The following is a 13,430-nucleotide window of genomic DNA, read 5'->3' as shown; positions in this document are numbered from 1 at the left end:
CCCATGTCCCTCGACGGTCAGTACCGGTAGTGGTCCGACTTGTACGGGCCCCCGACCGGGATGCCCAGGTAGCCGGCCTGCTCCTCGGTGAGCGTGGTCAGCCTGGCCCCGAGGGCGTCCAGGTGCAGCCGGGCCACCTTCTCGTCCAGGTGCTTGGGGAGCACGTGTACGCCCAGCGGGTACTGGTCGCCCTTGGTGAACAGCTCGATCTGGGCGATCGTCTGGTTGGCGAACGAGTTCGACATCACGAAGCTCGGGTGCCCGGTGGCGTTGCCCAGGTTCAGCAGGCGCCCCTCGGACAGCACGATGATCGCGTGGCCGTCGTCGAACCGCCAGACGTCGACCTGCGGCTTGACGTTCTCCCGGGTGACGTCGGACCGCTTGGCCAGCCCGGCCATGTCGATCTCGTTGTCGAAGTGGCCGATGTTGCCGACGATGGCCTGGTGCTTCATCCGGGCCATGTGCTCGTTGGTGATCACGTTGAAGCAGCCCGTGGCGGTGATGAAGATGTCGGCGCTGTCCACCACGTCGTCCAGGGTGGCGACCTGGTAGCCGTCCATCGCGGCCTGGAGGGCGCAGATCGGGTCGACCTCGGTGACCACCACCCGGGCGCCCTGGCCGCGCAGCGACTCGGCGCAACCCTTGCCCACGTCGCCGTAGCCCATGACGACGGCGACCTTGCCGCCGATCAGCACGTCGGTGGCCCGGTTGATGCCGTCGATGAGCGAGTGGCGGCAACCGTACTTGTTGTCGAACTTGCTCTTCGTCACCGAGTCGTTGACGTTGATCGCCGGGAACAGCAGGGTGCCGTCGCGCTGCATCTCGTACAGCCGGTGTACGCCCGTGGTGGTCTCCTCGGTGACCCCGCGGATGCTCGCGGCGATCCGGGTCCACCGCTGGCCGTCCTCGGCGATCGACCGGTGCAGCAGTTCGAGGATGACGGCGTACTCCTCGGAGTCGGCGCTCTCGACCGGCGGCACCGCGCCGGCCTTCTCGAACTGCGCGCCCCGGTGGACCAGCAGGGTGGCGTCCCCGCCGTCATCCAGGATCATGTTGGGGCCGTCCCCGTCCGGCCAGGTCAGCACCCGCTCGGTGCACCACCAGTACTCCGGCAGCGACTCGCCCTTCCAGGCGTACACCGGAACACCGGCCGGCGCCTCGGGGGTGCCCTCCGGGCCGACCACGACGGCCGCCGCGGCGTGATCCTGAGTGGAGAAGATGTTGCAGGATGCCCATCGCACCTGGGCGCCCAGCGCCACGAGCGTCTCGATCAGCACCGCGGTCTGGATGGTCATGTGCAGCGAGCCGGTGATCCGCGCGCCGCGCAGCGGCTGCTGGTCCGCGAACTCCCTGCGGATCGACATCAGGCCGGGCATCTCGTGCTCGGCGAGCTGGATCTCCTTACGACCGAACGCGGCGAGCGACAGGTCCGCCACCTTGAAGTCGCCGTCGGCAAGGGTGCCGGGTCGGGCGTTGGTCGGCGCGCCGCCGGATGGCGCCGGGAGGGTGCTGGTCATCGAAGCTCCTGTCGAACGGGTCTCGTTGCGCGTCCTCCACCTTACGCGGTCGATTTACCGCAAACAGCACGCGGGACGGCGAGCTGCGGGTGGATTCTCCACCCACTGCCCAGCCGTCCCGCGTATCCCCCCGGTTTGGTCTCCGCCTCGCCAGCCACCTCGGCAGCTCACGTTGCGCACTCTTATAGTTACAACGCGTATATGGACTGTCAAGCGGAACGGCTAAACCGACAGCTGTCCAACGGTCGCCACGTACGCCTCGCCACGGCCGGTGAGCAGCAGCGGACCGGCACCCGACCGGCCCACGGCGGCCGTACCGGGGGCGACGGTCACGCTTCCGTCGTCGTCACCGGCGGTGATGGTGCCCGCCGTCGCCAGCACCACCCGGGGACCCGTCCCGGGCGGCCGGACCGCTCCCGCGCCGTCGAGCCGCACCCGGTACAGCGCGAAATCGTCGACCGGCACCGGCCAGGTCACCACGCCGGGCGACACCGGCACCGGCGCGAGTACCGGATCGGCGAGCACCTCGAACCGCAGCACCCGCAGCAGCTCGGCGATGTCGACGTGCTTGGACGTGAAGCCGCCCCGCAGCACGTTGTCGCTGGCCGCCATGATCTCCACACCGGTACCCCGCAGGTAGGCGTGCAGATTTCCCGCTGGCATCCAGATCGCCTCGCCGGGCGCCAGCGTGACGTGGTTGAGCAGCAGCGCCACCAGCACACCCGGATCGGCCGGGTGACGTTCGGCCAGCCGCCGGGCCAGCTCCGCCACCCCGGCGAACTCCGCCGGCACCGCCGCGTCGAGCACCGCCGCGACCAGCCCGGCCCGGTCCTCGACCGGCCAGGCCAGCAGGGTACGCACCGCCACGGGCAGCCCGTCCACCCCCGCCGACAGTGCCGCGGTCACCTCGGCCAGTCCGGGGTGCCGGAACGACTCGAACACCTTCGCCGCCCGCGCCGGTTCCTGGAACCCGCACAACGCCTCGAACGGCGTCACTGCCACCAGCAACTCCGGCTTGTGGTACGGGTCGACGTAGTTGCGCGCAGCGGCCCGAGCCGCCTCATCGGGTGCGGCGGCGCGAGCCGCCTCATCGGGCGCGGCGGTGCCGGCCGCCTCCTCCGCCGCGAACCCGGCTCGGGCCTGCGCGGAGTCCGGATGGGCCTGCAACGACAGCGGCGCCTCGGCCGCGAGCACCTTCAGCAGGAACGGCAGCCGGGGGCCGAACCGTTCGGTGACGGGATCGCCGAGCCATCGTCGCGGCTCGGCGGAGATCAGGTCGAGCAGGCTGCTGGTCGAACCGTCGGCACCGGTCACCACGGCCGGGGCGCCCGGATGGGCGCCCAGCCACAGCTCCGCCTCGGGCCCCTCGCTCGGCACCGGGCGGCCCTGCAACTCGGCGAGCGCAGACCGGGAACCCCAGGCGTAGCCTCGGATCCGACCGTGCAGCGTCTCCACTGTCAGGTCCGGGGCAGGTCCGCCGACGCGGTCCGGTCAGCCGCGTCCGCCGGGCCACCGGTGCCGTCGGCCACGTCCCGCCGCTCCGCCGTACCCTCCCGGCCGCCGGTGCCGTCGGCGATGTCCCGCCGGGGCGGCTCCGCCGCCGCGCTGTAGATGTCCGGCTCCAGGTAGATGACCCGGGCGATGGGTACGGCCTCGCGGATCCGCGCCTCGACGGCGTCGATCCCCCGGGCCACGTCGCCGGCCAGCTCGCACGGCTGGACGGCGATCTTCGCGGCCACCAGCAGCTCCTCCGGGCCGAGGTGCAGCGTCTTCATGTGAATGATCCGTTCGATCTCCGGACCGGCCACGATCGCCGCCTCGATCCGCGCGATGTCCTTGGCCGACGCCGCCTCACCGAGCAACAGGCTCTTGGTCTCCACCGCGAGGGTAACCGCGATGGCCACCAGCAGGATGCCGATCATCGCGGTTCCCAGCGCGTCCCACCGGCCGTTGTGGGTGGCCAGCGTCATGCCCACACCGAACAGCGCGAATGCCAGGCCGACGAGCGCGCCGAAATCCTCCAGCAGCACCACCGGCAGTTCCGGCGCCTTGGCCCGGCGGATGAACCGCACCCACGGGGTCCGGCCACGGATCTGGTTGGACTCCTTGATCGCCGTCCGGAACGAGTAGCCCTCCATGGCGATCGCCGCCACCAGCACGACCACCGGTACCCACTTCCAGCTCTCGATGGGCTCCGGATGGGAGAACTTGTGCCACGCCTCGTAGAGCGCGAACAGCCCGCCCAGGCTGAACAGGATGATCGACACGATGAACGCGTAGATGTAGCGCTCCCGCCCGTACCCGAACGGGTGTTCCGGGGTCGCGGCCCGGCGGGACCGGCGACCACCGATCAGCAGCAGCGCCTGGTTTCCCGAGTCGGCGATCGAGTGCAGCGACTCCGCCAGCATCGACGACGAGCCGGTCAACATCCAGGCGACGAGTTTCGTCAGCGCGATGCCCAGATTCGCGGCGAGCGCGGCGATGATGGCCCGCGTACCGCCCTCGGCACTCATGGACGCGTTCCCGGAGGATTCGGCGGGGTCACTGGTTCGACAGCTCCTTCATCTCCGTGATGGCGGGCACCGCCATCGGGTCCAGGTGGTGCGCCAACGCGAGGTAGACCGACGCGAAGTCGGGCACCGCGATCAGCGACGCCAACCGTTCCAGTGCGGAACCGCCCTCGGCGGTGACGACGTCACACCGCACGCCACGCCGCTCGGCCAGGGTCTGCACGGCGTCGGCTCGCCGTTCCTCCACCGCCAGCGGCTCGTCCGTGTCGTCCTCGGCGTTCAGGCCGCCGTCCCGCAGCAGCACGACCCGCAGCCGGGTGCCGGTCTCCTCCTCGCCCGGGTCGGCGAAGATGTCCCGGGACGCCTCACCCAGCCCGCCGAAGACCCCGTCGAGCAGGCCCACCCGGCCCCGCCCGGCCTCGCCCAGCGCCCCGGCCACCACCGGGTAGCGGGCGTTCGCGGACAGCGTGTCCCCGAACCGCCGGGCGGCCACGGTTGCCAGCGGCGAGGAGCCCCAGACGATCGGGATCGACCCGGCCAGCCCCAGCGCCAGGGACTTGGCGGGATTGACGAACGACTCCGCGGTCGGCCGGCAGCGGTCCGCGTCGGCGTCCAGCCGGGCCGCGGTCTCGGCGAGATCCGCCTCGTTCACCTTGACCAGCCCGAGGGCGCGGGCGGCCAGCAGCACCGGCACGGTCAGCGCCCAGAGGCTCGCCCGGGCCGGGGCCCGGCGCGGCACCGGGATGAACGGCGCACGCGCCCGGTCGGCCACCGACTGCAACTCGGACTCGGGCGCGCCCACCGCGACCAGCCGGGCACCCCGGCGGGCCGCGGCGTCCGCCGCGCCGAGCGCCTCGGGGCTGCGGCCGGAGGCGCTCACCGCGATGACCACGTCCGCCGCGCCGACCCAACCGGGCACCCCGGCGCTGCGGTGCGGGATCACCGGCACCGGGCAACGCGGCCCGGCCACCGTGGCCAGCACGTCACCGGTACGACCGGCGGTGCCCACCCCGGCGATCACGACCGCCCGCGGGCGGCCCTCATCGGCGAGGCCCGCGAGATTGGCCTCGGCCGCCAACGCCGCCGACTCGCGCACCTGCGCGCCCGCCGAGGCGGTGAAGCGCAGCATGCCACCCGGGTCGAACTCGCCCAGCGCCTCAGCCGCGTCCAGCAGTGCCTCGTCGGCGGTCCGCTGCCCGCTCACCCCGGCGGTGCCGTCCATCAGGCTTGCCCTCCAACCGCGGTTGACATCTACCGGTCCGTCCCCGTCGCGTCGCCGGCCCCGGGCCCACCACGGGCCTCGTCCAGCAGCAGGACCGGGACGTCGTCACGGATCTCGAAGACGCGCCCGCACTCCGTGCAGGTGAGCGTCTGGGCGGCCGGATCGTAGTCCAATGGGGCGTGGTGCGTGTCCGGGCAGGCGAGAATCTCCAACAACTGCGGATCAAGGGCCACTTTCGGCTCCTTCCACGTCTGGGCGGCGGACGGTCGGCAGTGTCCCCCGGCGCAGAGGATCCTAATCGCGCCGGCCCCGATCGGCCCGGCCCCCGGGCAAGGGGGGCCAGGACAGGTGCGCGGACGCGGTCAGCCGAGGGCGGGGCGCGCTGGCCGGCCGGGGTCGACCGGCCAGCGGCACGGATCTGCGGCGCGGTGGCCGGTCAGCCGCGGACCAGGGCCAGTACCTGATCGCGGATCGTCTCCATGCGCTCGGTGGTGGGCGCCTCGACGTTGAGCCTCAGCAGCGGCTCGGTGTTGGACGGCCGCAGGTTGATCCAGGCGCCGTCGGCGAACCGCAGGGTCAACCCGTCCAGCTCGTCGACCTCGGCGTCCGGGTACGCGGCCCGCACCTGCGCCGTCCGGGCCGCCTGGTCGTCGACCGTCGAGTTGATCTCGCCCGACGCGACGTACCGCTCGAACTTCCCGGCCAGCTCGGACAGCGGACGGTCCTGCCCGCCGAGCGCGGCGAGCACGTGCATGGCGGCCAGCATGCCGGTGTCGGCGAACCAGAAGTCGCGGAAGTAGTAGTGCGCCGAGTGCTCGCCGCCGAAGATCGCGTTGGTCCGGGCCATGTCCGCTTTGATGAACGAGTGCCCGACGCGGCTGCGCAGCGGCTCCCCGCCGGCCTCCCGGACGATCTCCGGTACGGCGCTGGAGGTGATCAGATTGTGGATGACCGTGCCGCCGGGGTGCTTCGCCAGCTCGCGGATGGCCACCAGCGCGGTGACCGCGGACGGCGACACCGGCTCGCCGCGCTCGTCGACCACGAAGCAGCGGTCGGCGTCGCCGTCGAAGGCCAACCCCAGGTCGGCGCCGTGCTCCCGGACCGCGGCCTGCAGGTCGACCAGGTTGGCCGGGTCCAGCGGGTTCGCCTCGTGGTTGGGGAACGATCCGTCCAACTCGAAGTAGAGCGGGACGATGGTCAGCGGCAGCGCCGGCAGCGCCGCGTCGCCGAGCACGGCCGGCACCGTGTAGCCGCCCATCCCGTTACCGGCGTCCACCACCACCTTCAACGGCCGGATCCCGGACAGGTCGACCAGGCCGCGCAGGTGCGCCGCGTACTCGGGAAGCAGATCCCGGCGTTCCGACCCGGCCACCGGCTCCGCGGCGACGCCGGGCTCGGCCTTGTCCAGCAGCGCCTGGGCCCGGTCTCGGATCTCCGCGAGGCCGCTGGCCTGCCCGATCGGCCGGGCACCGGCCCGACACATCTTGATCCCGTTGTACCGGGCCGGGTTGTGGCTGGCCGTGAACATCGCGCCGGGCAGGTTGAGCGTGCCGGAGGCGAAGTAGAGCATGTCGGTCGAGCCCAACCCGGTGAAGATCACCGACATCCCCTCGGCCCGCGCGCCAGCGGCGAAGGCCGCGGCCAGGCCCGGGGAGGAGTCCCGCATGTCGTGCGCGATGACGACGGTCTCCGGTGCCTCCGCGTCGCCGGCGAGCAGCTGGGCGAAGGCTGTACCGAGTGCCCCCGCCGCCCGCTCGTCCCACTGCTCCGGGACGGTGCCACGGACGTCGTACGCCTTGACGATCTGGGACAGGTCAGACAACGGTTTCGCTCCTGTTCGGCCGGGATGGTCAACCGGAGCGTATCGGAGCGAGTCCCGCCGGCCGCCGGCAACCGCCGGCTACCGGTCGGGTTGGCGCGGCATGATCGCCCGGGGATCGTCGCCGGGCCGGGGCGGCACCGGGCCCACCGGCGGCGGCTCGGCGGCCTGGTCCGCCCCGGGCCGACCGACGGTCCGGTCGATCTCGGGATAGACAGCCGTCCGGTCCACACCCGGATAGCCGACACCCGGCCCCGACCGGGGCCCCTCGGCGCCCGGCCGACCGGCGGTCCGGTCAACTTCCGGATAGAGAGCGGTCCGGTCCGCGCCCGGAAAACCGACACCCGGCCCGGGGCGGGGACCGTCCCCGCCCGGCCGACCGGCGGTCGGGTCCACCGCCGGATACACAGCCGTCCGGTCCGCGCCCGGAAAACCGCCGACCGGCCCGGGGCGGGGTCCGTCCGCACCCGGCCGGGACCCGCCCGGATAGGCGCTGGACCGGTACTCGGTGGACCGGTACTCGCTCGTTCGTGGCGTGCCGCCGAGGAACGGCAGGGCAGCAGCCGGGTCCGGCTCGTCGCGGCGGCGGCGCAGCAGCACCACCAGCAGCGCGACGCCCACGCCCACCATGCCGACGCCGAGCACCATCACCAGGCTGCCGAGGCCGAGCCCGCCGGAGTCGCCGGCCGGCTCGGCGACCCCGCCCGTCGTGGCCGCCGGTACCGCGCCCACCACCGGCTCGTCGGTGGGTGCGGCGGTGGGCTCGCCCGGCGGCGTCGGGGACGGTCGGGTGGACGGCGTCGGGCTGCTCCGGACCGTACCGACGACGCGGCTGTTGTGGGCCGACCGGCCCAGCACCCCGCCGGCGGCGGTGGTGTACTGCCCGATCAGGGCCGCCGTGCCCGAGGGTGTACCGGTCAGGAAGGTGATCCGGTACCGGACCGCGACGCTTTTCTTGGCGCAGAGCACGGGATTGGCCGGCGCGACGGGCGGGGTGGTGACCTCGCCAGCGCCGCCGCTCACCCCGATGGCCCGCCAGCGACCGTCGACGGCCACCTCGGCCCGCACCTGTTCGGCCGTCAGGCCGGTCAGCCGGATCGTCAACTGGCTCCGGACGACCACGCACTCCCGGCTGCGCTTCGCCGCGCCGACGGTGACCGCGCCGGGCGACCCGCCGGCGGTGAAGCTGCTGGGACCGTGGACCGCCACCCGGTCCCGGTCGGCGGCGAACGCCGGTGCCGCCGTCGCGCCCACGACGGCCACGAGCAGCGCGGCGGCTCCGGCCAGCCGGCCGACGTCGGGTCGTCGCATCATGATCCACACCTCACGGTCGCCTGATTTCGGCGGACAGCGTAACTCTCCGGCTCGGTGTGGCCGGGGCGAGCGGTCCGGCGGGACCGTCGGCAGGCGGCGCCGGGCAGGGCGGGGTCCCGGACAACGCGACGGTGTCAGTCCGGTGGCGGGCCGTCGGCGCAGGGCACCTGGGCGAGATCGGTCACCGGCCGGGCCAGCACCCCGCCCGGTCGGTCCACCGCGGCCAGCAGCGCGGTGGCGGCCGGATCGACCGGGATCCCGCCCTCGGCACCGGCCAGGTAGTCGATCAGGAAGTCCCGCAACGGCTCCGCCGCGACGGTGTCGGGACCGTCCGGACCGGCCAGGTCGGGCGCGGTGTGCAGAGTCATCAGCAGCATCCCGTAGACCCGGCCGCCACCACCGAGGGCGGGCTGGAAGTACGGCAGGTCGAGGATCCGCGCGCCGCGCCGGCCGTAGAACCGCAGTCGGGCGGCCGGGTCACCGGTCTCGGTGCTACCCGTGTGCCGATCGGGCCGTTCCACCTCGGCGAGCACGACGCACGGGTGGTACCGCCGCGCCCATCCGGAGACGACCTCGTCGTACAGATATCCGCCGGTACCGCCGCCCCGGCCGTCCGCCGCCACCGCCAGGTAGCTCAGCAGCATCACCCGGCACGACGGGGACCACTCCCCGACCGCCGCGCCGAGCAGCCGGTCGGTGTCGTCGAGCGCCGCCCACGCCTCCTGGTCGCCGTCCCGGACGCCCTGCCGCAGCGAGTCGAGCGAGACCAGTTCGTCGGGCGGAAACGTGGGTTCGAGCAGCGTCTTGTAGAGCACTTCCAGCTCGGCGCCGTCGTCGACCCTGACCAACCGCATGACGACCTCGTCTCGCCGTACCGGACTCAGTGGTGGGGTGGGATGACCCGCAGGTGCCCCCGCCGGCCGGTCTGCTGGTCCCCGGCGAGATCCGGATTGATCTCGTCGGGCCGCGGCTGCACCGGGCGGGCCGCCTCGCGTACCGCCTCGGCCAGCGCGACCAGGTCGTCGGTGGTGGGCGGCGGCGGCTCGAACTCGCCCTCGTGCCGGACGACCTCCCAGCCACGCGGCGCGGTCAGGCTCCGGGCGTGCTGCTCGCAGAGGTCGTACGTGTGCGGCTCGGCGAACGCGGCCAGCGGGCCCACCACCGCGGTCGACTCGGTGTAGACATAGGTCAACGTGGCGACGGCCTGTCGGGGGCAGCCGTTGCGGGAGCAACGCCGTGATGACCTCACGGCGGCACGGTATCTCCATTACCGGCTCCGGCGCATCGGATGCGGGTCCGACACGCCGACCACGGAGATCACAGTTCGGGCGAGGCGCACCGCTGGGACACCCCACCGGGCCCGCATGCCGAGGTCCCGGCCGGCGCGGCGCCGGACCGGCCCGACCCGCCGGGCGTGGTGCCCGATTACGCGCGGAGCGCCACTCCGCGGGCGTCTCGGCCCACCGCACGGCACGCCCCGAGGGCTGACCAGCGGGCCGGGACTACGCTTTTCCCAGCGGTACGGCTCCATGGGGGGTGGCAGGTGACCAGTCCGGACCACCGTCGACCGGCAACCGATCGACGGCCGAAGCGGGATCGGCGCGGGAGAGGTCTGCGCGGACGCCTCGTGCCCGCGACCGTGCCGCTGGCGCGGACCAAGGCCGAGATCTTCGATGATCTTGTCCTCGACACGGTCGAGACCCTGGAACGGCGGTTCGCCAGGGAACTCAGCGGGGTCGAGTTCGCCGTCGAGGACGTACCGCCCGAGCTGAACGTCTACGACTCGGACGTGTTGGAGGACGGCGAGGTGCCGCTGGCCCGATTGCTCCCCGGACGTCCGGGACGTCAGGAGATGCCGCCCCGGATCGTGCTCTACCGCCGGCCGCTGGAGTTCCGGGCGATGGACAACGAGGACCTGGCCGACCTCGTCCACGACGTGATCATCGAGCAGGTCGCGAATCTGCTCGGGGTGGACCCGGACGACCTGGCCTGAACCGGGACGGCCCCCACCGCCCCGGCACCGGACCTCGCCTCAGGCGACCCGCCGCTTCAGCTTGCGCCGTTCACGTTCGGACAGACCACCCCAGATGCCAAACCGTTCGTCGTGACCGAGCGCGTACTCCAGGCACTCGGTCTTGACCTCACAGCGGGAACAGATCCGCTTCGCCTCGCGGGTCGAGCCGCCCTTCTCGGGGAAGAACGCCTCCGGATCGGTCTGCGAGCACAGCGCCCGCTCCTGCCACTCCGGTGCGTTCCCGAGCAGGTCGGCCACCTCGAGTCGGCCGTCCATGCAACTGCCTCCTTTTCGCGCAACGGCAGCAGGCCGCTGCAACCCCCCACGCGGAAGGCGTGTTTTTGTCCGTCCGGTGGCGATTTAATGCGCTCCGTACGAACGACCCCTCCGGAATTACACGCGTGTAATGCGTGCGTCGTCAAGCGGAGCCTGATAGATGGAGCCGCTTCTCGGTACGTCGCAGCCGGCCGGTGAAGCCGTCCCGACAAACTGGCCTATCGGTTCAGACCTGGCCCGGGTAACGCCCGCTCCGGCGAGTCGTCGGAAAACGGCGTGGCGCCCTCGGCGTGTCGAGGTGCGCTCCGAAAAAATCCCCGAACGAGCGCTCACCCATCCAGGATCGTGAGTTGTGTCCGATTACCGTCACAGCGGCGGGCGCACACACGCGCCCGCGCCCCGTCCAATTTGCTGGGACGGGGCGCGGGCGTGGTGGGACCCGCCGGCCGGGTCGGGGCCGGCCCGATCAGCCGGGCGGCCGGTGGAACGGAACATCGGCGGGCCAGCTGAACTCGCCGACCAGGCCGCCGCCGATCGTCACGGTGCCGGCCGGCCGGTCGCCGGTGGCCCAGACGGTGTACGTCCCGGCGGCCAGTTCGGGGTAGACGGCGCAGTGCAGGACCGCGTCCCCCAGCCGCCGGGGCCGGACCGCCGAGTGGGTCCGGCGCGCGTCCGACCCCGGGTCCACCGGGCTGACCTCGATCTCGGCGCCCAGCAGGTCCGGTCCGGTATGGATGACCAGCGCGCCGGTGTCGCCGCCGATGTCCAGCACGACGGTGCCGGTTCCGGACGGGCCCAGATCGTGGTGGTGCATGGTCACCTCTTCGCGGCCGGCGGGTTGTTGAAGCCGTCGTACGGCACTCCCAGGTACGGAAAATGGTTCAGGAACGGCGCCGTGACGTTGGCCGCGGTGAGCCCGTCGGTCAGCTGACCGGCCGCCTTGTCCGGGGTGAAGTTCTTGTCCACGAGTGGGACGGTCACCCCGGCGATCGCCCGCAGCGCGACGCCGACCACGTCGTCGGTGACCCGCCGCCCGTTCGGGAAACCGGCCAGGTCCCCGGCCAGCACGCCGAACGGGTCGGGTTTCGCCGACGGCCGGATGGCGGTGTTCAGCCGCAACATGTCGGCCTGCACCGTGCCGGTGTTGTTCTGGAAACCGTCGATCAGCCCCTCGGGGATACCGGTCAGCAGGATGGCCGCCAGGTCGGCGCGGGGCTTGCCGGACTTGCTCAGGGCGTCCAGGTTGGGAAAGACGCCGGGATACAGCGCCGGCAGCAAGGCGGCCAGTTCCGGCTGCTCGACGAACCTGGCGAACCGCTTGTCGTCGGCCGGCGGCAGCGCGTTGAACCGGTCCTTCTCCGCCATCGGCACGATGACCTCGTTGAACAGTGGGTTACCCAGCCGGGAGACCTGGACGAACGGACCGATGTCGACGGCCGCCTCGTGCCCGTTACCGCGCCGGCGCATCTCCTGCCGACTCGCCGAGGTCCACACCCCGAGCACCGCGCCGGCGTCCCGGTAGCCGTACTTCGCGCCGGGCCGCCGCAGGTGGCTCAGCGGCACCTGGATCGCGATGCTGTGGACGTTCGTCCGGTCCAGCGCGTTGACCGGCTTGCCGGGCTCCTTGAAGATCGCCTTACCGGCCACATGGAACTGTTGGAACGGCCGCAGGGTGCCCAGGTCGAAGATCGAACCGAGGTCGACGAAGAAGCCGTCGGCGCGTTGCCCCGCGAAGACCACCTCACCGCTGCGCAGCCGCAGCGTGGCCTGCTGGGCCAGGTGCGAGTACTTCGGAGTGGACAGCGGGCCGATGTTGCACGGCGGGCAGGGCAGCCGGTGGGCCAACGTGGTGGCCTTGCCGTGCCCGTCCACCCGGGTGACCGAGTAGAACTGCCGGCGGTTCCAGTTCTTGCTGTCCAAGGACTCGATCGGCCCGGTGTTGTACAGGAAGGTCTTGTTGTTGGTGATCTCGGTGGTGAACCGGAACTGATATGTGAGGTCCGGCCGGCCGTCGCCGGTGTTGTCGATATGGATCTCGTAGAGCACGTCGTCGCCGAACTCGAAGAAGTTCGGACCGCCCGAGGGCAACTGCAACGGCACATAGTTGGCGATCAAGGTGACCGTGTCCGGCTTGTCGGGACTGACGAAGGCGTACAGGTCGGCGCTGTCGGCCACCGGGTCCTTGGCGATCTCCGGTGCCTCACGGTGCGAGGACATTGAACTACCTCACTTCGCAGCCGCGGCGCGGCGTAGGCTGTTGGCGAGTTTCCTGTCCCTGACCTCGACCCGGGACGTACCGACGAACACGTCCAGGATCCCGGCTTTCGGATCGCGGAGATGGACGACGATCTGGTCGGCTCCGGAGACGGAATTCTCGCGGGCGAACGACAGGCCGGTGACACTGGTCGCGGCGGCACCGACCCCGACGGTCGCCGCCGCCGTCAACATCTGGCGACGGGTCAGCCGCATCCGGGACCGACCGCGCTGGACTCTACGCATGGACAACCTTTCCGGCGGGCCAGCGAGGCTGGCCGCTGTGCGATGAGGGCTCCAGCCGACGGAAGCACCGCGGTTGCCCGACGCCGGCACGGAAGGGTACGGATCTGGGCGCCGTCGGGTTCACGGTCGGCGACCGTCTCAACGATCAACTCAAATTTCCGGCCACTTTTGTCCGAGAATATCCCGAAATTCGGGGCAGCATTCGTACCGGAGCGTCCACACTCGACTATCGAGAGTAATCAACCGGCCGACCCGGCCT

14 protein-coding genes are annotated in these 13,430 nt (G+C 71.9%); 1 reads left to right on the top strand and 13 read right to left on the bottom strand.

All coding sequences use genetic code 11. The features are described from left to right. Nucleotides 1–17: 17 nt before the first annotated feature. The 9 genes from ahcY to ACXN5W_RS12145 form a co-directional block, all read right to left on the bottom strand. Nucleotides 18–1,517 carry an adenosylhomocysteinase gene (ahcY, locus tag ACXN5W_RS12185; RefSeq protein ID WP_473158331.1) on the bottom strand — a complete coding sequence of 500 codons (1,500 nt, stop codon included), beginning with the start codon at nucleotides 1,515–1,517 and terminating at the stop codon, nucleotides 18–20. Between the two features lie 222 nt (nucleotides 1,518–1,739). Next, on the bottom strand, nucleotides 1,740–2,972 hold the full coding sequence (gene manA / locus ACXN5W_RS12180; protein WP_473158330.1) for a mannose-6-phosphate isomerase, class I: 1,233 nt from the start codon (nucleotides 2,970–2,972) through the stop codon (nucleotides 1,740–1,742). Nucleotides 2,973–2,974: 2 nt separating this feature from the next. Then, nucleotides 2,975–4,030, bottom strand: a complete 1,056-nt coding sequence (locus tag ACXN5W_RS12175) for a cation diffusion facilitator family transporter (protein ID WP_473158329.1) — start codon at nucleotides 4,028–4,030, stop codon at nucleotides 2,975–2,977. A gap of 28 nt (nucleotides 4,031–4,058) precedes the next feature. Beyond that, nucleotides 4,059–5,252 (bottom strand): SIS domain-containing protein, encoded by a 1,194-nt coding sequence (locus tag ACXN5W_RS12170; protein ID WP_473158355.1) that lies wholly within the window; start codon nucleotides 5,250–5,252, stop codon nucleotides 4,059–4,061. 26 nt (nucleotides 5,253–5,278) lie between these two features. Continuing rightward, nucleotides 5,279–5,482, bottom strand: a complete 204-nt coding sequence (locus ACXN5W_RS12165) for a Trm112 family protein (protein ID WP_473158328.1) — start codon at nucleotides 5,480–5,482, stop codon at nucleotides 5,279–5,281. A 203-nt stretch (nucleotides 5,483–5,685) separates the two neighbouring features. After that, on the bottom strand, nucleotides 5,686–7,071 hold the full coding sequence (locus ACXN5W_RS12160) for a phosphomannomutase/phosphoglucomutase (RefSeq protein ID WP_473158327.1): 1,386 nt from the start codon (nucleotides 7,069–7,071) through the stop codon (nucleotides 5,686–5,688). A gap of 78 nt (nucleotides 7,072–7,149) precedes the next feature. Continuing rightward, nucleotides 7,150–8,382, bottom strand: coding sequence for a hypothetical protein (locus tag ACXN5W_RS12155; RefSeq protein WP_473158326.1), 1,233 nt, complete (start codon nucleotides 8,380–8,382; stop codon nucleotides 7,150–7,152). Nucleotides 8,383–8,516: 134 nt separating this feature from the next. Then, nucleotides 8,517–9,236, bottom strand: a complete 720-nt coding sequence (locus tag ACXN5W_RS12150; RefSeq protein WP_473158325.1) for a hypothetical protein — start codon at nucleotides 9,234–9,236, stop codon at nucleotides 8,517–8,519. Between the two features lie 26 nt (nucleotides 9,237–9,262). Then, a complete protein-coding gene (locus tag ACXN5W_RS12145) occupies nucleotides 9,263–9,631 on the bottom strand; it encodes a DUF3499 domain-containing protein (RefSeq protein ID WP_473158324.1) in 369 nt (122 codons plus the stop codon). A gap of 294 nt (nucleotides 9,632–9,925) precedes the next feature. Between ACXN5W_RS12145 and ACXN5W_RS12140 the strand changes: the two genes are divergently transcribed. Beyond that, nucleotides 9,926–10,375 (top strand): metallopeptidase family protein, encoded by a 450-nt coding sequence (locus ACXN5W_RS12140; RefSeq protein ID WP_473158323.1) that lies wholly within the window; start codon nucleotides 9,926–9,928, stop codon nucleotides 10,373–10,375. Nucleotides 10,376–10,414: 39 nt separating this feature from the next. On the opposite strand, the gene ACXN5W_RS12135 is transcribed toward ACXN5W_RS12140, so the two are convergent. The 4 genes from ACXN5W_RS12135 to ACXN5W_RS12120 all read right to left on the bottom strand — a co-directional run bounded on the left by ACXN5W_RS12135 (nucleotide 10,415) and on the right by ACXN5W_RS12120 (nucleotide 13,171). After that, nucleotides 10,415–10,672: a WhiB family transcriptional regulator gene (locus ACXN5W_RS12135; protein WP_192765159.1), complete on the bottom strand. Its 258-nt coding sequence runs from the start codon at nucleotides 10,670–10,672 to the stop codon at nucleotides 10,415–10,417. A 466-nt stretch (nucleotides 10,673–11,138) separates the two neighbouring features. After that, nucleotides 11,139–11,486, bottom strand: a complete 348-nt coding sequence (locus tag ACXN5W_RS12130) for a phospholipase (protein WP_473158322.1) — start codon at nucleotides 11,484–11,486, stop codon at nucleotides 11,139–11,141. 2 nt (nucleotides 11,487–11,488) lie between these two features. Continuing rightward, nucleotides 11,489–12,889, bottom strand: coding sequence for a DUF4331 domain-containing protein (locus tag ACXN5W_RS12125; RefSeq protein WP_473158321.1), 1,401 nt, complete (start codon nucleotides 12,887–12,889; stop codon nucleotides 11,489–11,491). 9 nt (nucleotides 12,890–12,898) lie between these two features. After that, nucleotides 12,899–13,171, bottom strand: coding sequence for a hypothetical protein (locus tag ACXN5W_RS12120; RefSeq protein ID WP_473158320.1), 273 nt, complete (start codon nucleotides 13,169–13,171; stop codon nucleotides 12,899–12,901). Between the last annotated feature and the right edge of the window lie 259 nt (nucleotides 13,172–13,430).

The organism is Plantactinospora sp. A48 (assembly GCF_055793945.1).
Note: the sequence above shows the minus strand (reverse complement) of the source record. Positions and strands in the feature narration are given on the sequence as shown.

Coding starts and splice junctions, on each gene's coding strand:
- ACXN5W_RS12120 (WP_473158320.1), bottom strand. CDS start 13,171: ATGCGTAGAGTCCAGCGCGGTCGGTCCCGGATGCGGCTGACCCGTCGC.
- ACXN5W_RS12155 (WP_473158326.1), bottom strand. CDS start 8,382: ATGATGCGACGACCCGACGTCGGCCGGCTGGCCGGAGCCGCCGCGCTG.
- ACXN5W_RS12125 (WP_473158321.1), bottom strand. CDS start 12,889: ATGTCCTCGCACCGTGAGGCACCGGAGATCGCCAAGGACCCGGTGGCC.
- ahcY (WP_473158331.1), bottom strand. CDS start 1,517: ATGACCAGCACCCTCCCGGCGCCATCCGGCGGCGCGCCGACCAACGCC.
- ACXN5W_RS12150 (WP_473158325.1), bottom strand. CDS start 9,236: ATGCGGTTGGTCAGGGTCGACGACGGCGCCGAGCTGGAAGTGCTCTAC.
- ACXN5W_RS12130 (WP_473158322.1), bottom strand. CDS start 11,486: ATGCACCACCACGATCTGGGCCCGTCCGGAACCGGCACCGTCGTGCTG.
- ACXN5W_RS12135 (WP_192765159.1), bottom strand. CDS start 10,672: ATGGACGGCCGACTCGAGGTGGCCGACCTGCTCGGGAACGCACCGGAG.
- ACXN5W_RS12175 (WP_473158329.1), bottom strand. CDS start 4,030: ATGAGTGCCGAGGGCGGTACGCGGGCCATCATCGCCGCGCTCGCCGCG.